Annotated in this window: 14 protein-coding genes and 1 pseudogene; 6 read left to right on the top strand and 9 right to left on the bottom strand. The window is 38.0% G+C overall.

Translation table 11 applies throughout. The annotated features are described in order from the left end of the window. The first annotated feature begins 65 nt into the window (after positions 1–65). Positions 66–1,496: pseudogene (locus IPH66_13190) on the top strand (IS1182 family transposase). Positions 1,497–1,993: 497 nt separating this feature from the next. Here the strand turns inward: IPH66_13190 and IPH66_13185 are convergent. From IPH66_13185 to IPH66_13155, 7 genes are all read right to left on the bottom strand, one after another. Then, positions 1,994–2,551, bottom strand: a complete 558-nt coding sequence (locus IPH66_13185) for a hypothetical protein (protein ID MBK7130299.1) — start codon at positions 2,549–2,551, stop codon at positions 1,994–1,996. Between the two features lie 50 nt (positions 2,552–2,601). Next, on the bottom strand, positions 2,602–3,252 hold the full coding sequence (locus IPH66_13180) for a hypothetical protein (protein ID MBK7130298.1): 651 nt from the start codon (positions 3,250–3,252) through the stop codon (positions 2,602–2,604). Between the two features lie 49 nt (positions 3,253–3,301). Then, entirely contained in the window at positions 3,302–3,937 is a 636-nt protein-coding gene (locus IPH66_13175) for a hypothetical protein (GenBank protein ID MBK7130297.1), read from the bottom strand. Positions 3,938–3,939: 2 nt separating this feature from the next. Beyond that, on the bottom strand, positions 3,940–4,434 hold the full coding sequence (locus tag IPH66_13170) for a T9SS type A sorting domain-containing protein (GenBank protein ID MBK7130296.1): 495 nt from the start codon (positions 4,432–4,434) through the stop codon (positions 3,940–3,942). 96 nt (positions 4,435–4,530) lie between these two features. Beyond that, complete coding sequence (locus tag IPH66_13165) at positions 4,531–5,247, bottom strand: hypothetical protein (GenBank protein ID MBK7130295.1); 717 nt, start codon at positions 5,245–5,247, stop codon at positions 4,531–4,533. A 17-nt stretch (positions 5,248–5,264) separates the two neighbouring features. Continuing rightward, complete coding sequence (locus IPH66_13160) at positions 5,265–7,784, bottom strand: T9SS type A sorting domain-containing protein (protein MBK7130294.1); 2,520 nt, start codon at positions 7,782–7,784, stop codon at positions 5,265–5,267. 4 nt (positions 7,785–7,788) lie between these two features. Continuing rightward, a complete protein-coding gene (locus IPH66_13155) occupies positions 7,789–8,805 on the bottom strand; it encodes a hypothetical protein (GenBank protein MBK7130293.1) in 1,017 nt (338 codons plus the stop codon). Between the two features lie 318 nt (positions 8,806–9,123). Between IPH66_13155 and IPH66_13150 the strand changes: the two genes are divergently transcribed. Further along, a complete protein-coding gene (locus tag IPH66_13150) occupies positions 9,124–10,134 on the top strand; it encodes a glycosyltransferase family 9 protein (GenBank protein ID MBK7130292.1) in 1,011 nt (336 codons plus the stop codon). Here IPH66_13150 and IPH66_13145 read toward each other — a convergent pair. Both IPH66_13145 and IPH66_13140 read right to left on the bottom strand, forming a co-directional pair. Further along, positions 10,121–10,636 carry an acyl-CoA thioesterase gene (locus tag IPH66_13145; GenBank protein ID MBK7130291.1) on the bottom strand — a complete coding sequence of 172 codons (516 nt, stop codon included), beginning with the start codon at positions 10,634–10,636 and terminating at the stop codon, positions 10,121–10,123. The two genes, IPH66_13150 and IPH66_13145, sit on opposite strands and share 14 nt — an antisense overlap. Before the next feature lie 232 nt (positions 10,637–10,868). Then, positions 10,869–14,357, bottom strand: a complete 3,489-nt coding sequence (locus IPH66_13140; GenBank protein ID MBK7130290.1) for a choice-of-anchor L domain-containing protein — start codon at positions 14,355–14,357, stop codon at positions 10,869–10,871. 145 nt (positions 14,358–14,502) lie between these two features. Here IPH66_13140 and IPH66_13135 point away from each other — a divergent pair, with 145 nt between their 5' ends. The 4 genes from IPH66_13135 (at position 14,503) to IPH66_13120 (ending at position 18,550) form a co-directional block, all read left to right on the top strand. Beyond that, entirely contained in the window at positions 14,503–15,885 is a 1,383-nt protein-coding gene (locus IPH66_13135) for a dipeptidase (GenBank protein ID MBK7130289.1), read from the top strand. Positions 15,886–15,939: 54 nt separating this feature from the next. Then, positions 15,940–16,413: a hypothetical protein gene (locus tag IPH66_13130; protein MBK7130288.1), complete on the top strand. Its 474-nt coding sequence runs from the start codon at positions 15,940–15,942 to the stop codon at positions 16,411–16,413. A 119-nt stretch (positions 16,414–16,532) separates the two neighbouring features. Then, positions 16,533–17,504, top strand: a complete 972-nt coding sequence (locus IPH66_13125) for a D-alanine--D-alanine ligase (protein ID MBK7130287.1) — start codon at positions 16,533–16,535, stop codon at positions 17,502–17,504. Positions 17,505–17,668: 164 nt separating this feature from the next. Next, on the top strand, positions 17,669–18,550 hold the full coding sequence (locus IPH66_13120; GenBank protein ID MBK7130286.1) for a SurA N-terminal domain-containing protein: 882 nt from the start codon (positions 17,669–17,671) through the stop codon (positions 18,548–18,550). The last annotated feature ends 6 nt before the right edge of the window (positions 18,551–18,556 follow it).

The following is an 18,556-nucleotide window of genomic DNA, read 5'->3' as shown; positions in this document are numbered from 1 at the left end:
TTTTCATGTCGATAAGTTGATAAAAATGACTTGAATTTGGAGATGAATTACCGTAGGTTTACCTCATGAAATTTATTCAAGGAAAAGACAGGAGTCAGACAGAGTTTTTCTGTTTAGAACAAGCCGTTTCTGATGACAATGAAGTTCGGTTGATTGATTTGTTCGTTCATTCAATTCGTCTTTTTGATTTTGGATTCAAGATGGATTTTATTGAAAACGGTCGCCCAGCATATCATCCGGCTGATTTGTTGAAACTCTTTATTTATGGTTATTTGAACCGTATTCGATCTTCAAGACAACTGGAAAAGGAATGCAGACGAAACATTGAACTCATGTGGCTCATGAAAGGACTTGCGCCTGATCACAACACGATTTCAAATTTTAGAAAAGACAATCCAAAAGCCATCCAAAAAGTATTTCGGTCAACGGTTGAGCTGGCTAAAAATTTTGAACTCATTGGCGGAAAATTACTCGCTGGTGATAGCACTAAACTTCGTGCACAAAATTCAAAGAAGAATAATTTTAATGAGAAAAAAATAGAACGACATCTTGCTTACATTGATGAAAAATTAAGCGACTATAGCGCTGTACTGGCAAGTGAAGACAAGGATATTACCACTGAAGAGAAATCAGAAATTGAATCAAAAATCAATCAGCACAAAGAGAACAGAACAAAGTATGAATCCCTTCAACAAGAATTGGAACAAACCAATCAGGTCCAAATATCTACATCAGATCCTGATAGCAGACAACTGCTTGTACGCAACAATATCACTGAAGTTGGTTACAACATTCAAACCACCGTTGATGCAAAACACAACATTCCCATTGATTTTAAAGTAACCAACAAGAACGACAGCAAAGCAATGGGAGCAATGGTTCGCAGAGCCAAAACAATTTTAGGCTCCAGTGATTTTACCGCACTTTATGACAAAGGATATCATACAGGTAGTGAATTTGAATACGCATTTAAACACGGAGTAGAAGTTATTGTAGCTGCGCCAGATGTTGCCTCGCACGCACCGGACATTGCATTTGATGTAGAAAACTTTCATTACAACAAAGAGCGTGATGCATATACTTGTCCTGCCGGTGAACAACTCAAAACAAACGGAAGTTGGTACACTAAAGCGCATGGAAAAACCATCAATAAAATAAAACATTACAAAACAAAAGCCTGTTTAAACTGTCGTTTTTTTGCTCGATGTACGCGCAACAAATCAGGCAGATTAATTGAGCGTACAGAGCATCAAGATCTCATAGAAGCAAACAAAAAAAGACTGGATCAAAACATGCAAACATATCGTAAAAGACAAGCCATTGTTGAGCATCCATACGGAATAATAAAACGCCAATGGGACTTTTATTACATCCTCACAAAACGAACAATAAAGCATGCCTCAGCAGATGTTGGATTTATTTTTACAGCATACAACCTACGCCGAATTTTTAATTTGATTGACAAAATCACACTCAAAAAGTTCCTCCTGGAACTTGACCATTTTTTTCATTCCATTAGAAAGCATTTTAAGCAGATTTTCAGCACGATTTTTTTTGCCAAAAGCCAAATCATTTTTATAAAATCTCAAATAATCATCGCTTAAAACTCATTTAATTGATTAATTTTAATGAGGCGGTTGGGGTTGAAAGGGGTTTTTGGACGGACTGCCGTTATGTCAATAATATCAGGTGATGCCAACACATTATCACGTTTGGGGCTTACTTATGGTTACCGCTTTTCAATTTAGTTTATTTCTTCTTTTGGCTTGACCCAAAAGAAGCAAAAAGTCAAGGCCCGCAAAAAAGACAGGCAATACTTCTTGCAAATTCTAAGTGCGGACGGGTGATCTCCGGAACATTTGTAATTGAAGGAACGTTATCTGCACGGAGCTTCCCGTCCTTACTAAGAATTCGCCGCGAATTATCACCTATCTTTTTTGATGGCCGGGGAAGCTTTATCTGAATATTTTACTTTTTCCCCGGACAATAGTGCTTAAAAATGATAAATTAAATTAATGCGCAGCCAATCTTGCAAGTAACGCCCGTCACTGTTTCCGTTCAAAAGAGGATGACGAGTAATTTCATACATAATTCCAAAACAATAAGCAGGCTCAATGGAAATTTTTTTTCGAATTACAAATTCAGGTGCAACAGCACAATAAAGATAAGTCTGTCGCAAAGAAAAATGGTCTAATGTCCGAAACATAGAACCAACACCAATAGTTGGTTTAAACCATGATTTTCCAATTCTCAACTGTTGAAACACATCCACCGATGCACCATAATATGAGCCCACATTGACTATTGGTTCACAACCAAAGCGGGTAACCCATGTACAAAATGACTCACCATATTCTGCTTGAACTCCCATGAGCGGTAACCACCGGTCATTTCCAAATCCATGTACCAATATGCGGTAATATTCGTTTTCAATTACATCCAAGCCAACTGTTGGTGAAATGAACAGACCGTAGGTTGGTTGGCAATGAGAATTACAGCAACAACAAAACTGAATCAGCAAAAAAATAATTGATAAACGCTGGACGGTCATGTTGTTGGTTTATAATACAAGATAGGAAATTTCAACCAAGGTCAAACAGACTACTCAACGACTTTTTTACTACCTGATTTTCCATCAAACAACCTGATTGGTTTATAGGTGAATCCAAAATTGAATCTTGTCCAATAGGAATGTGTATTTACAGCAGCACTATTCTCAATTATACCTTGATATGCTGAAGCAAACAAACTGAATCTTTCACTCAATTTGTAGCTGATTGCTACACTTGGACCAAAATCAATTTTGCGGTATAACCAACCGCCATCATACGGGCCTGTCGTGCTTCCATCCGGATATTCAGGATAACCCATTTCTCCTCCTCGACCGCTTCCAAATGCAAGTTGAAAACCAAAAAGAAAACTAATTCTATCAAGCGTATAATTGTAATAAATTGGAATAGTATAAAGTAAGGCGCTCTTGTAATATTTACTGGTTAATGAAGGGGATTCTTTCATCTTTCTGTATTTAACAAATTCAAAACTGAAATTCATGGTTAGAGAAGAGTGATCATTCCATTTAAAGTTGTAGAAAAATCCCATAGATAAATTGTGCCTGAACGTGTAGGTATTATATTCAATTGCATGGCTCCAGCGATTTGCCAAATTAACTGAGCTGGTTAACCCTGCTGAACTTTGTGAGAATGGTGCAAATTCAGATAGGATCAGTGTAAGAATAAAAATAATTTTTTTCATTTTGCAAGTTGCCATTTTCAAAATAATTATGTCCACACACTCAAATTTCTTATTTAGGAGTACGTTTATGAAAATTTACCGGTGTATAAACAAACCCAAAATAAAATCTGGTCCAATACACATGTTGTGTCATGAATCCGTGATTTTCAATCAACCCCTGATACGCCGATGCCATGAAGCTAATATTTTTACTTGCATTAATTGATATGGCAACAGTAGGACCTATATCTAAAATTCTGGATGACCAGCCACTGGGATATGGCCCAAAAGTTGTTCCATCGTCGTATTGTACTACACGTATTTCATTTCTATTTCCAACACCAAAAGAAAATTGTAACCCAAACAGAACACTAAATATTTTGCGGTCAACTGAATAAAAAACCGGAACATCAATAAGTGACGCATTAGATTCGTAGGTAATCACATGCGTAGGTTTTTTAATTATTTTTTTAAAAGCCGCGTACTCGTAGCTGATATTTACTAGTACATGTGATTGTTCATTAAACCTATACTTATATGCAAGGCCAAAACCATATCCGGGCTTAAAAAAATATTTATCTTTTTCATAAAGATGAGTCCACCGGTTTGAATAATTTCCATGCGCATTTATACCAATAGAGCTTTGAGCCCGGCAGGTGAGTGCTGACAATAAAATTAAAATTATAGTGAAGTGTTTTGGTGACATTGCTATAATTTAGAAATAGGGAAAACAAATACACCATCTTCACTTTGGATTTTTACATAGTAAAATCCCGGCTCTATATCAGTAAGATTTATTGTTTCTATTTGGCTATCCAATTGATCTTGGATGACTACCCTACCGTTAGCATCAACAAATTGAAAAATTACATTATCCCACTTCCATCTTTCCTGAGATTCAATAACAAGAATTGACTCCACCGGATTGGGATAAATTTTAATGTCCATAGTATCCGACAGAAAAATATCCAATATCATGTGATCACTTGAGTCGCTTACATGGTCATCACCCTGTTCTGAACTTTTCAAAGGTCCATCATGATCATAACTTACTTGTATCATGTGCCCAATGTTCCACATAAAATTCTCTAAAAAGGTAAACCCCGGTTGTTCAGTCATGTTGTTTATCCAGGGCATTATTTGATCATCCGTTACGGCGCTAATTCTTTGATCTGAAAAGTGAATAGTAAATACCTGAATCAAAAAATCGTTTAGGACGCCATTGATTCTTCTGGTAAAAACTATTAGGTACAGAGTAAATAAGCACAATATTATACTGAACACATTCACGGATTCAATTTATTGAGCACTCCGATATTTAATCACTACAGACAATCGAATTCCAGAGTTCAAATACTTTCTTGCGGGTAAATAATCCATGACTACTCCACTAAAATTAAAATCATAAGAGTTCATGGCTTGAATAAAATTGAATTGTGCGTATGGCGTAAACTTAACCAGGAAATTATTTCCATTCAAAATATAGCCAAATCCTAAGTTGCCAGTTATCCCAAATTTACTATTTACATAAGGGTCAATTTCCATCGAGTAAGGGTCACCAAGACCATCAAGTAAAAAACGAACCTCATTGCTCAAATTTAGTAATGGACTAATACCCATTTCTATAATCCAATTGTCTTTAAATGTTCGAAAAACATTTAATTGTAATTCTATATAATCATGCCAATGATTATATAAACGAGGAGGATATCCACGGTGAGGATCCCAAGGGATTAATATACTTCTGTCACCAGTTCTTTGAAAGTTTATACCAATTGCTGCACCCCAATGTGATTTTGTTTCAAATTCAAATGTACATCCGGCAGAATATGTAAAGGACATTGTCTTTGGGCCGCTATAATAAAATGTATTGGAATCACTTGCTTGAGCAAATCCATCAGACATATGTGGATAAAGTGATAATCCATACCTAAATTGCCGGTCTTGACAAAAGCCTCTTTGCCAGAATATGAACAATAAAAAAACAATACTCGTTCCAATTCGATAAATTCGCATATTTTCAATTTATAAAGTCAATTTACAACTAGTTGCTTGGAAGTAACCCCTTCAGAAGTAATTATTTTAACGAGATAGCTCCCTGGTGCAATGTCTGATATATTTATAAAAGTAATCGTTGACATTAAAACAAGTTTTCCCTTCATGTCATATAGTTCTATTCGATCTATTTCTACACTTTTACCATTGAGATAAACTATGTTGTTTGCAGGATTAGGATAGATTTCTATATTTTGAGTCCAATTTGAATTCTTTACATCTAAAGACAAAGGATCAAGACTTGTTCTACCATCATTAAAAATGACCCCGCCATAATTACTTGATTCTGCACTTTTAACTACCCAAACTGAATCGTTCCAATCACCCTCATAGCAAGCAAAATGTATAATCATTCCTGTTTCACAATGAGGAATAGTTTGGCAATTTTCAGCTAAGAGGGTATAATTAAATACATCAAGGGGTGAATTTAAGCAGTCATCTGGGTCTCCAGTATTGCCAGTAGTACCGTCCCAGTAAAATTCATAATTATCCATTGACCAATCATCTGTTTCTTCAAGATCAACTATTTTTTCGCGTTGAATACTACCATAACTATCAAATACTCTAAACTCAATTTTAGTTGCTCCATACCATGGAGGGGTGGAATTTATACCATCCCAAAGAACCATTGGATAATTATAATATACCGAAAAATTTCCATCATAGAGATATACTGCATTTGTATCAATTTCCAGTTCAGGATAACAGTACCATTTATTATCCTCAAAATCTGCTACCGGGAAAGGATACATGTTATACCAAAGCGGAGAATAAAATCTGGATGTGCCATGAACTAATCCAGAATAATTTGCAGTCATACCAACGGCATCCTCCACATATAAATTGTAATGAAACACTGAATCCCATTCTTGTGAAGAAACATAGTCATGCACATTTATTGAGTTCCCATAACCAAGTATATTATCTGATTCATCAGTCCATACGAAAGTGTATGGTGGTGTCCCACTTAAAACACTTACACGAACGCTCTCTTCGTGGCAATTAAACGTATCTTTAACGTCAATCTCAAGTTCAATAAGTTCACAATCGGGAGAGCAATTGGATGGCTTTAATATCAGTGTTTGATTTCCGCTGAGAATCACGCAGTCCGTAACTCCAGATCCACCACTACAATTTGGAATAATAATTTCTACTCCAGCCTCCAATGTAATGTCTCCAGAGTAAATTACCTCTCCCCACTGACTCGGTGATGGGCCAAAAGGAGGCATACTATCACCAACCCAAATAGTGTTGCTTGCTTTTGCGTATAGAGGCATTAATATTCCTGTGTCAGGATTTCGATTAGTAAAAAATCTATACTCTGGACAATATCCAACAGGATTAATAATCAAATTATATATTTTGATTCCACTACCTCCGTTGGCAAAACATGCTTCCAATTCGGTTGTGACCATGACAGTAATTTTAGCAAAAATTGGATCACAAAAGCCACCAAAACTATCCCAAATTGGACAAATTGACAAGTGAGCATTTTCCGTTCCAATTCCTACGGAAGCAACATTATAGTTACTCGGCGAAAGTCCGAGAGTTGAGACGTCGATAATATCTGCATCTGCAGTTATTGGAATTACAAAACAAGAATCTTGGTAAGGAGATACGCTTAAGCTGTATGAGTCCGAGCCATTCCAAAAACCAAAGGTAACATCGTCGGCAGGTGTGCAAGAAACAACAATAATCTCACCGTCTCTAATAGTTTCACTAACAAGTATACCACTTCGATATTCTTTCACCTTGATGCCAAAATACGATGTGCCTTGTAGAATTGGCGTGAAATTTACAACACCTGTAGTGGAATTGATTGTAAAAGGAGATGTAGAGGGAAATGGCTGACCAAAATTTAGACCACTGTCGTATGTTATTGGAGCAGAGTTACAATTAGGTGGAAAATCTAAGTTCAGAGGCGAAGTAATTTCAAATATAAGTTGATCTCCATCCGCCTCTGTGTGCGAGTTTTCAAATTGGCTAAACGTATTTAAACAACCAACCCATACGCTCATGTCGGTGAAAACTGGAGAGTTATTGCACACTCCAGCTTGATTGTTAATGAGAATGTAGTTGAAATAATTTCCAGACCCTGCATATTCAGTAGTATTTCTGGCTGAAATATAAATTGATGCTTTCCAATCAGGGCATTCAAATGGCAAGAATATTGTTTTCTCAAAAATCCATTTTTGAAAGCCAGGGTATGACCCAAAAAGGCAGGTATTCCCACATCCATAATTTACATTTTCATGAGACACATGTTCCATCTGACCCATATCTATACAAGCTACGCCGCATGTGGTTGATTCCAGCCACAAAGTAGGGCCGTCATTTGGATGTACTTCAAGTCCTGAACAATCACGAAAGAACACTAGTCGCACCTTGTAGAGACCATCACCGAGACATTCATATTCCATATGTCCACCAGCTAAATGTGTAGCAGAAACAGTATTTCCAAGAGACAGCAAAAGTAAAAACATCAATAGCTTTCTCATGGATCTATTTTTTAAGTTGAGCCTTAATAGAATTAATCTCTTCGCGCAACTCATTAATTTGATGAGATTGCCTATTCAATTCTTCTTTCAAATTTTCATTTTCATTATTGAGAGTTATACAGTAAAGTGTAATTTCCTCAATTTTCTCAACTATTTTCATTGTTAATTCTCCCATTGCCATTCCATTTGCTTTTACTTCAGCTGCAGTTGGCATATTTGGCAAATGATGATTTAGGTCAATAAAATTTGCCAAATCTTTCAGACTCATTAAGGCATATTTTTCATCGAAAACATAATCCGGGAAATCTGAAATGGCACGAATACGCAGTTCTTTAGCGAAGACCGTACCATCATTTAAAATTTTAAACCGGACTTCTTCATCATTGGCTCCTATTTTTCCACCCAACCGAATTAAATCCTGAGATGTGTTTTCTGAATATCCATTAAGCAGAGCGTCTGTAGTTGCCCCAGGATTTCCCGCTAAAAAACGCATTGCATAGGTTGAACCTTTCACATCTAATGCAAACTGCGGATCATCTGTTCTAATACCCACATTTACATCAGGGCAGGCCGTAAATAATTTCTGTGCAACTGCCCACCATTTTGCAATACCACCATTTGCAGTACAATAATCCGTGGTAATGCCTTGTGGGTTTGCAAAAGCATTTACAATGCCGGTAACTGAGCCCTTAATAAGACTTCCGTTTGGCAGTATAAGAACAATTTCTGTTTCTGCCGTAATTGTGGTAGCATTACCCAGCCCTTCCATTTTTACATTGCCTAACAATCTTGTTGTTCCGTCAACCTTCAATAAACTGTCAATGCGTACATCACTTTTGGCTTTCAAATCACCTTTAACAATAACATCTTGTTTGAACCTTGCCTCTTGATCAACTACCAATTTTTCTTTTGCATACAACCGTTGTTGAACAACTAGTGAGTCACTGATGACTGTAGGATTTTGTGCATTGAGGTAATGTGTACTTGCAAGCACAACACAAAAGGCAATTAGCGCACGCATAACGCCCTTTTTAGAAATTAGGGGGGGGGTAAACATAAAATTTGATTTTTTATTGGATTAAACTATGCTAATGTATTAAAATTTAAATAAACTGCAACATGATTTGTATCATGTAGTTAGGTGCTTTGTTTTAAACTATGCACCGTCGCATGTACATTAAAATTGTTTTTCAAAATAGTAATCATCAAAATTCAAACGATTCAACCCACCATATTTTTTCCTGATTTGCAAGTTCATTGAATGAATAACCTCACCGGTTTGATATTAGCATCACAGTAAAATGCAGCAACAGCAGATGTTTTTTCGTATCTTTGGGTTATGCCCAAATTCCTCATTGTTAGATTTAGTTCTATTGGTGATATTGTGTTGACTACGCCGGTGGTGCGCTGTATTAAAAAACAAGTGCCGGGCGCTGAGGTGCATTACGTGACTAAAAAAAGTTTCAGTCATATTTTGGAAAGCAATCCGCACATCAGTAAAATATTCACTATTGAAAAAGATGTGAGTGAGGTTGCCGGCGCGCTGCGTGATGAGCAATATGATTTTATTGTTGATTTGCACAACAACTTACGCTCATCTATTCTGAAACAAAAACTGGGTGTTAAGTCAGCTTCATTTCCAAAACTCAATGTCAAAAAATTTCTGTTGACTAAATTTAAAATTGATCGTTTGCCAGAATTGCATGTGGTTGATCGTTATTTTGCTGCTGTAAAATCATGGGGCGTTCACCCTGATATGAATCCCTGTGATTATTTTATTCCACCGCATGATGAAGTGAATCCTTTACAATTTGATTTGCCTGAAAAATTCATAGCCTTTGCTATTGGTGCGCAACTCAACACGAAAAAATTACCTAACGAAAAAATAATTTCCATCATTCAAAAAATAAAAATGCCTGTTGCCATTTTGGGTGGAAAAACTGATTTTGAAAACGGTGAACAAATTGCCGCAGCATGTTCTAATGCCGTTAATTTATGTGGTAAAATGAACTTGAATCAGTCAGCATCTATCATTAGACAATGTGAAAAAATGGTAACACATGATACAGGATTGATGCACATTGCAAGTTGCTTTAAAAAGAAAATTATTTCAGTTTGGGGCAACACCGTTCCTTCATTTGGTATGTATCCTTATTCACCCATGGATCCACATCTTTACAGCATGCATGAAGTGAAGGGACTCAATTGCCGACCTTGTTCCAAAATTGGATATCCTGAATGCCCAAAAAAACACTTCAACTGCATGCAACAACAAAATGTAGATGCCATTGTCAAATGTGTAAATCAAGGGTGTGGTGATATGGTCACCGGAAATGCTAAGGCAGTTTAAAAAGCGACTTCAATTCTGTTGCATCTTCAGGTTTCATTTTACCGGCAAGTATTAAGCTGAGTTGTCGGCGTCTGAGCGCAGCATCAAATCTTCTTTTTTCTTCTTCAGTTTCAGGAATGATTTCAGGAATTTCAACCGGCTTGCCTTGTTCACTAACAGCAACAAATGTATAAATAGCCTGATTGCTTGGCCGACGAATTCCGGTTTTCTGATCTTCAATGGATACATCTATGATCACCTCCATGGCTGATTTAAATGCGCGAGAAACTTTAGCTTCAAGCGTGACAAAGGCACCCAAATCAATTGGCACATTAAATGAAACATTATTCACCGATGCCGTCACTGCCACCGCGCGTGAATGACGATGCGCAGCCACTGCTGCAATTTCATCCATCCATGCCAATAAAGCACCGCCAAATAATTTTCCAAGCGTATTGGTTTCATGCGGTAACACAACCTTGGTTGTTATGGCTATTGATTCACGCGGTGATTTTGCATTCATAATTCAATGTTTTCACAAAGATAAATACAAACCATCGGTTAATTACATATACCGCATAATTCAACCACACGATAAAAAATACAGTTTGAGTGGGAGAGCGAGAGCGGAGAATATTTCCGTAAGGGCGAATCGAATTCGCCCAAACACTAACGTAAATTAATTTCACAGATAAAAACTAAAAAAACCCGGGTCAGTTGACGCCGGGTTTTTTCGTTATTTATTTTTCGATATGCTATTTCGAATTCACAATGGTTACATTTCCTTGTCCACTGAATTCTGTTCCATCAGTTGACACACCTTCGTAGGTATAGAAATAAACTCCGTCAGTGCATTTACTTCCATTTTTATCAGTACCATCCCACTCGTCTGCAATGTTATCCATTTCATACATTACGATACCCCAACGGTCAACAATCACGCAGCTAAATTCAGCAACCGCTCTTGAAAGATGAATGAATGTGAATGTTTCGTTCACTCCGTCTCCATCCGGCGAGAATACGTTTACAGGACTGAAAAGCAAATCATCATGCACAATAATTGTTTTGCACAAGGTATCTTGACAATCATTTTTATTAATTGCTATCAGACAAACTTCATATTCAGCTTCGCCGGTATAACAAGTATCAAATGTTGCATAATAATCATGTGTTGTAATCCAAGGATTTGTTGGATGATTAAAATTCCACTGGAACGTTGTATCTGTTAATGGATCCTGATCATTTGAAAAATATTGTGATTGATTTTCAAATTCAACACATACCGTTCCTGTTCCTTCATAGGTACCAGGAGTTAAGAATGAAGCTGAATAAATTTCAAAATCAGCAATTGGACTAACAGAATCCAATTCAACCGATTTGGTTAATACACATCCCGCCTCATCAGTTACTGTGATAAAATAAGTACCCGCATTGCGTCCACCCCAGGTAGTATTAGTTGTAGTGGCCCCGGTGTTTTCATAAGTCCATAGATAGTCATAATCAGGGGTACCTCCGGCAGCAGCAGCATACACTACCCCGTTACCTGATTGCCATGGTTGAGTACGGCAATGTGCTGGGTGTGTACCAAACTCAGTAAAGTATAATGAGTCAGGATAAGCAATCACAAAGTCAAACACATTAGAACATCCGTTTTCATCATTGATGGTTAAAGAATAAGTTCCAGGTCCCATGTGATTTGAGAAGGTTGCACCTATTCCTTGCGTACCTGATGGATTTGGGTTCCAAAAATAAGCCACATTACCATAAGATCCGGTGTAGTTATAGACGGTATCAACTTCTGCAAAACCTGACTCAACACCATAACACAGTGGTTGATCAATATCCAAGTCAATTAAAATTTCGCCCGGATCATCAATGAATACAGAATCTTCAACATTACATCCTTCAGAATCAACAATAGTTGTATAATACCAGCCTTCAACTAATTGATTGATGGTATTTGAATTACTTACGTTTAATTGAGTGCCTGCGCTATTTGTCATAGTAAATACGTTGCTTCCGTTACCACCGCTGGTACTTGCAGTAACTGAACCATCATTAAAACCATAACAGCTAGGATCATTGAATATAAAATCTAAGGTAAGTTCAGCAGGTTCATATATATTAAACAAATGAGACCATGCGCAACCCTCTTGATCAGTTACGGTAACAACCCAGTTACCACCCATCAGGTTATTGATAGCATCACCTTGACCAAGGTTGATGGTTGTTTGATCATACAATCCGGTAGTGTGAGTCCAAGTGACATCATAAGGTGCAGTAATACCACCGCTGACATTCGTGATTTCAGCAGCGCCATTTAAGTCTCCGAAACAAGTCACATCTTGCAATGAGCCTGGCATCCAGGTTGCAAGTACAGCATTAGATCCCAATGTAACTTCCACTGTTGTATCAATTGAACATCCGTCAGCATCTTCAACATGGAGGAAGTAAATAATTCCACCATCCAAGTTGCTGAATAAATTACTTGTTTGTGGACCGAACACATCACCACCACCTGTTAGCTGGTAAGTAAATGTAGGGTCATCCGGAAACACTTCAACAGAGCCAGGTAAACCAAGCAGACCAGGACAATTCGTAGCATCTGTAACCACAATATTAGTCAAATCAATATTTCCGATTTCAACTTTAACTGAGTCTGTCACATCATAACATCCATCATTGATGGTGAGATAATACCATGTTAATGCGTTTGGTGAAACAGTGATTGTATTGGTTGTGCCCGGATCAGGAGCCCAGTCATACGTGATGGTTCCGCTATACGGGTTATTTACTGTAGCAATAATAGTTGCGTCATCATTAGGGCAAATTGTAAATGTATTCTGGTTAAATGTAATAGTTGGTTCAGGAGCCGGAGCCAATGTAACAGCAACAACTCCGGTGGCAGTTGTACCACAAGCATCTGTAATCTCAACATTGTAATTCGTTGTTCCAACAATATCACCCGGAACGCTAGCCGTAGTGCCCGTTCCGTATATTCCCCAATCATACGTAAATGCAGGTACACCATCATCAGGTGAAGCAGAAATATCTACCGTAGCTGTTGGACAATCAATAGTAACATCCGCGGGGACGACGTTGAATGGTATGGGGTCTACAATTTCAATGATTGCATCAGTAGTTATTGTGTCACCGCATTCGTTTACAATACTCACTGAAAGAATTACCGTTTCAGTTCCTTCTGTTAATCCATCCGCATTAGGTGTCACATAAAACTGCACAGTATCTTCACCAATAGGGAAAGTAACTGAACCTGAAAGGCCAGGATAGTCAACACCATTGGTTGCTGTTCCTCCAATTCCATAACTGATCGTTAGAATAGTAGATGTTTGATCTGAAGGGCGAATAAAACTTACAATAGCAGAGTCACACGCTTCAGTGATAGCTGCGCTACCCGTAGCTGAAGCAATTTCAACTTGTACCCCATTTGATGAGAAAGAACTTGCCTTAAGGAAAACGGCAGATTCATAAGCTTGGTCACCTGCATCAGCAATGGCTAATTTAATATGATACGTTTCACCACACTGCACTTGTGCTGCAGCCGTAAGGGTAACAGTATATCCATCAAACTGGGTTGATGTACCACCCGCGTTGCTCACATAATAAGTAGCATTTGTCGTTGGGTTCACGTTATTGATAGTTACGGGAATTACCGGAGAAGGAAGTAGAGCAATGTTTACGGCACCGCCCGTGTATGTCCCTGAAAATCCCGGTCCGCTGATAAAGAAACCAAATGCATCATTAAAAGAAGAAGGTGAATATTCTGGATATTCTTCAGAGGCAAAAATATATTCAAAAACCACAGAGTCACCTGAAGGAATAAAGTCAAACTCTAATACAGCTTCATTATTCATGACTGCCGTACTGATAGCATCCAAATCCGGATCGTTAGGATCAGGCGCTACCCCTGAGTTATCAGTCATTGATGGTGACGTATTTGGACCAAGCGCCATAATCATATTACCTGTTCCCATGATCACTCCCTCTGAAATTGGAAATGACGATGTGCCCGCAGTAAAATAGGCAACCTGAGTTTGAACGGCATTAGCTAAAGGAGCTGAATAATTGAATTCAACGTTGGATACAACAACCCCTGCACCAACTAGCACGTTATTCACCAACTCAGCCGGAGTCATGGTTTGGTCAATGGTGATTGACTGTGCCATACTTGTCCAAGAGCTGAACAGGAATGCACTGGCGAGTACTAGATTTCTTTTTTTCATTTTATCTTATTTTAAATGATGTTCTGATGTGAAAGACCTAATTTGCTTTTAAAAGGTTGCACAAGATAGTTCAATTTTTTTCCAGCCGCAAAAAAAGCGGTTTGCAAACTATTGTTACATTTGCTCACACCCCAATAAATACTAGATGTTGAACAATTATATTTCAGAAAACAAACAACGCTTTTTAGATGAGTTGTTTGATTTATTGCGCATTCCTTCTGTTAGCGCTGACGCAAATTTTAAGGCAGACGTTAAAAAAACGGCGGATTTTGTGTGCAATGCGTTTAAAAAAATCGGACTGGACAAAGCTGAAGTATTTCCAACTGCAGGGCATCCGGTGGTTTATGCTGAGAAAATAATTGATCCAACATTACCCACTATTTTGGTTTATGGTCATTATGACGTACAACCCGCTGACCCTTTGGAGCTATGGAAGACACCTCCATTTGAACCTGTAATTATTAAAACGGATGTTCACCCTGAAGGAGCAATTTTTGCCCGTGGCGCGTGTGATGATAAAGGGCAATTTTATATGCACGTAAAAGCAGTTGAAGCCATGCTCAAAACAACGGGGTTGCCGTGTAACGTGAAATTTATGATTGAAGGAGAAGAAGAAGTTGGCTCAGAAAATCTGGAAACATTTATCAAAGAATATAAAGAGAAGTTGAAGGCAGATGTCATTTTAATTTCTGATACCGGCATGTTGAGCAAAGAAATTCCTTCAGTGACAGTTGGCTTGCGCGGATTAAGCTATTTTGAAGTAGAAGTAATTGGTCCAAACCGTGATTTGCATAGTGGTCTTTACGGTGGTGCAGTTGCAAACCCGTGCAATATTTTAAGTCAGATGATTGCTTCTATGCATGATGATCAGCGCCGCATTACCATACCGGGTTTTTATGATGACGTTCAAAACCTCTCTGCCGAAGAGAGAGCAGAAATGGCACGCGCACCGTTTTCTGAAGAGAGATATCGCAAAGCGTTAGATATTGCAGAAACCTTTGGTGAAGCTGGATACTCAACTATTGAGCGGGCTACCATTCGTCCAACGTTAGATGTGAATGGTATGTGGGGGGGCTACACGGGCATTGGTGCAAAAACAGTAATTCCATCAGCAGCATACGCTAAAATTTCAATGCGTCTGGTACCTAACCAACATCCTGAAAAAATTACCAAGCTCTTTCAAGATCATTTTGAAAAGATTGCACCTAAAAGTGTAAAGGTGATTGTAAAGCCGCATCATGCGGGTTTCCCTGTGGTGACACCAACTGATTCAATTGAATACAAAGCGGCCAGCCTTGCATTGGAAGAAAGTTTTGGAAAAAAACCTATTCCTGTGCGCAGCGGAGGCTCTATTCCAATTGTTGCTATGTTTGAAGAAGTATTGGGATTAAAAACTATTCTCATGGGATTTGGTTTAGATACTGATGCTATTCACTCACCAAATGAGCACTACGGTGTGTTCAATTATTTTAAAGGGATTCAAACAATTCCACTCTATTACAAACATTATGCTGCACTGAAAAAATAGTGTCATTTAATTAATTACTTTAGTTTTGTACTGAATTGCATTTTTTTCAAAATCATGATTAAATTTTTCTTTCCATTTTTTCTTTTAGTTTCATCCATCACCTTGGCTGGCAATGAGTACAAAGACATTGAGTTTATCGGCATGGAAAATTTTTCTGTTGAAAAAAAAGACGGTAAGGTGTTGGTTGGATTTGATTACGTAATCAACAATCCAAACTGGTTTAGTGCCATCATTATGCCATCAAGTCTTCAACTCATCATTGCTGATCAGGATTGCGGCTGGGTGCATGTTGAAGAAAAAATAAAACTCAAGAAAAAAACACAAGCACCTTATCATTTTGTGTTGGTTGGAGAACAATCTCAATTTGTAAAAAGTACTTTCTCTTCTATCTGGAATATGATGAGTGGCAAAGGAATTGATTTTACCATCAGAGGAAAATTAAAGGCAGGTATTTTTATTTTCAGACCAAAGTGGACTGTAGACTATACCTACAAGATGACCTTTGACGAATTCCTCGCATTTTTTTAATATTCGTTGTTGATATCTTATTATTTGCTGCATGACCATAGGCAGGTTTAGCCTTAACTTTACAGCAAGGCATCATGTAATGTTCGCGTGATTTGCATTGAATCAAAATTTGTCATGCCATGAAAAAGAAAATTGCAGTAGTTTACGGGGGATATTCTTCAGAATCAAAAATTTCTCAAAAAAGCGGTGGAGTGATTTACGAAAACATTGACCGCACATTGTATGAACCCTATCTGGTAGAAATTACTGAAAACAGTTGGCATGTTCATTTGAATGGTGGCGTTTCTCCCATTGACAAAAATAAATTCACCTTTATAAATCAAGAAGAAGTTTGCGGATTTGATATTGCGTTTATCACCATTCATGGTACACCCGGTGAAGACGGCAAGCTTCAGGCTTACTTTGACATGGTAGGTTTGCCCTACATCAATTCAAATTGTTTTGCCGCTTCACTAAGTTTTAATAAATGGGCATGCAATAGTTTCTTGCGGGCATTTGGAATAGCAACGGCTAAAGCAATTTTAATACGAAAAGGAGAAACACCCAATGCAATAGAAATTGCAGATGAATTAGGTTTTCCATGTTTTGTAAAACCAAATGATGGCGGGTCAAGCTTTGGTGTAAGCAAGGTGAAAACTTTGATGGATATGCCGGGTGCCATTGCCGCAGCTTTTGAAGAAGGATCAGAAGTAGTAATTGAGTCTGCCGTTACCGGACGAGAAATTACCTGTGGTGTATTTTTCAACGGTTCAGAAGTCATTGCCCTTCCTCCAACTGAAATTATTTCAGAGAATGAGTTCTTTGATTACGCCGCCAAATATGAAGGTAAATCAAAAGAAGTAACCCCGGCAGAAATTCAGGCAAGCTGGACCACCACCATTCAAAACACCACTAAACACGTATATCGTAGGTTGGGTTTAAGAGGATTTGCGCGCGTTGATTACATTGTGACTGCTGACGGAGTGCCTTATCTGATTGAGGTAAATACTAATCCCGGCATGTCGGCTGCCTCTATCATTCCGCAACAATTACGTGCAGCCGGACTTGACCTCACAAAAACACTGAGTGACCTCCTACAGGTAATTGCCTGAAATGTCGCTTTCTGACGCATGTCTGCCAGATAATTCTGGTCTCTTTCAGATTTTTTCAATGCCTGAATTCCTTGAATCTTGGTAAAATTTACTTATTGTGCTGTGCTATTTAAGGGAATCAGACTATATTCGCAGTCTCAAAATTTTAAACAAGCTGAATTAAAATGGCAATAATTGGAAAAATTCAACGCAATTCGGTATTGCTTCTTATTGTAATCGGTCTGGCAATGTTTGCCTTTATTTATACCGAGTATCAGTCAGGAGCCGGTAATGATACTGAAATTACTCCGTTCGGTTCTGCCTACGATGAACCTTTAGATGAAGAAGAGTATGATTATATCGTAGAAAGTTACATGACTCGTGACCGTCAAAACTCTATGATGCAGGGACGTGAATATGATGAGATTGCGCAACAACAATCAAAAGATCAGGCTTTCAATGAGGTTGTGCGTCGTAATCTGATGAATCGTGAGTTTGACAAATTGAAACTTACTTGTACCACGGCAGAGTTAAATGATATGCTGCACGGAAATCATGTGCATCCTTGGGTGATGCAAATTCCAATTTTTAACGGGCCAATGGGATTCTCAAGAGACTCCGTAAGATCATTCATTACCTATCTTGAAAATGAACCACCAACAGAAGAGGCTCGCGCCAGCTGGTTAGAAGCAAGAGCACAATGGGCTGAGTTTGAAAAAGAGTTGAAATCTACCCGCATTGCAGACAAATATGTAACCTTGATTAAACGAGGTTTGTATGTAAATTCTCTTGAAGCAAAAGATCAGTATTATGGTGAAATGCACAAGAAAAAAATTCGCTTCGTGATTCAACGTTACACAGATATTCCACAAGATGAAATCACAGTTACTGACGAAGATATCAAGGCTTATTATGAAGAGCACAAACATGAAAAAAGATATGAGCAAGATGAAGCCCGTGACCTTGAGTTTGTGACTTTTAGTATTGAACCTACTGAAGCAGATGTGGCAAACATCATGTCAAATCTTGATCAACTGAAAAAAAGAATTTGCTACCACAACAGATAATGTTTC

This window comes from Crocinitomicaceae bacterium, from assembly GCA_016708105.1.
Taxonomy (GTDB): Bacteria; Bacteroidota; Bacteroidia; order Flavobacteriales_D; family Crocinitomicaceae; genus JADJGJ01.
This window is presented reverse-complemented; position numbering and strand designations above follow the sequence as displayed.

Excerpts from the sequence above, each read along its gene's own strand:
- IPH66_13185 (MBK7130299.1), bottom strand. The coding sequence starts at position 2,551 with ATGACCGTCCAGCGTTTATCAATTATTTTTTTGCTGATTCAGTTTTGT.
- IPH66_13180 (MBK7130298.1), bottom strand. The coding sequence starts at position 3,252 with ATGAAAAAAATTATTTTTATTCTTACACTGATCCTATCTGAATTTGCA.
- IPH66_13175 (MBK7130297.1), bottom strand. The coding sequence starts at position 3,937 with ATGTCACCAAAACACTTCACTATAATTTTAATTTTATTGTCAGCACTC.
- IPH66_13165 (MBK7130295.1), bottom strand. The coding sequence starts at position 5,247 with ATGCGAATTTATCGAATTGGAACGAGTATTGTTTTTTTATTGTTCATA.
- IPH66_13160 (MBK7130294.1), bottom strand. The coding sequence starts at position 7,784 with ATGAGAAAGCTATTGATGTTTTTACTTTTGCTGTCTCTTGGAAATACT.
- IPH66_13155 (MBK7130293.1), bottom strand. The coding sequence starts at position 8,805 with ATGCGTGCGCTAATTGCCTTTTGTGTTGTGCTTGCAAGTACACATTAC.
- IPH66_13150 (MBK7130292.1), top strand. The coding sequence starts at position 9,124 with ATGCCCAAATTCCTCATTGTTAGATTTAGTTCTATTGGTGATATTGTG.
- IPH66_13145 (MBK7130291.1), bottom strand. The coding sequence starts at position 10,636 with ATGAATGCAAAATCACCGCGTGAATCAATAGCCATAACAACCAAGGTT.
- IPH66_13140 (MBK7130290.1), bottom strand. The coding sequence starts at position 14,357 with ATGAAAAAAAGAAATCTAGTACTCGCCAGTGCATTCCTGTTCAGCTCT.
- IPH66_13135 (MBK7130289.1), top strand. The coding sequence starts at position 14,503 with ATGTTGAACAATTATATTTCAGAAAACAAACAACGCTTTTTAGATGAG.
- IPH66_13130 (MBK7130288.1), top strand. The coding sequence starts at position 15,940 with ATGATTAAATTTTTCTTTCCATTTTTTCTTTTAGTTTCATCCATCACC.
- IPH66_13125 (MBK7130287.1), top strand. The coding sequence starts at position 16,533 with ATGAAAAAGAAAATTGCAGTAGTTTACGGGGGATATTCTTCAGAATCA.
- IPH66_13120 (MBK7130286.1), top strand. The coding sequence starts at position 17,669 with ATGGCAATAATTGGAAAAATTCAACGCAATTCGGTATTGCTTCTTATT.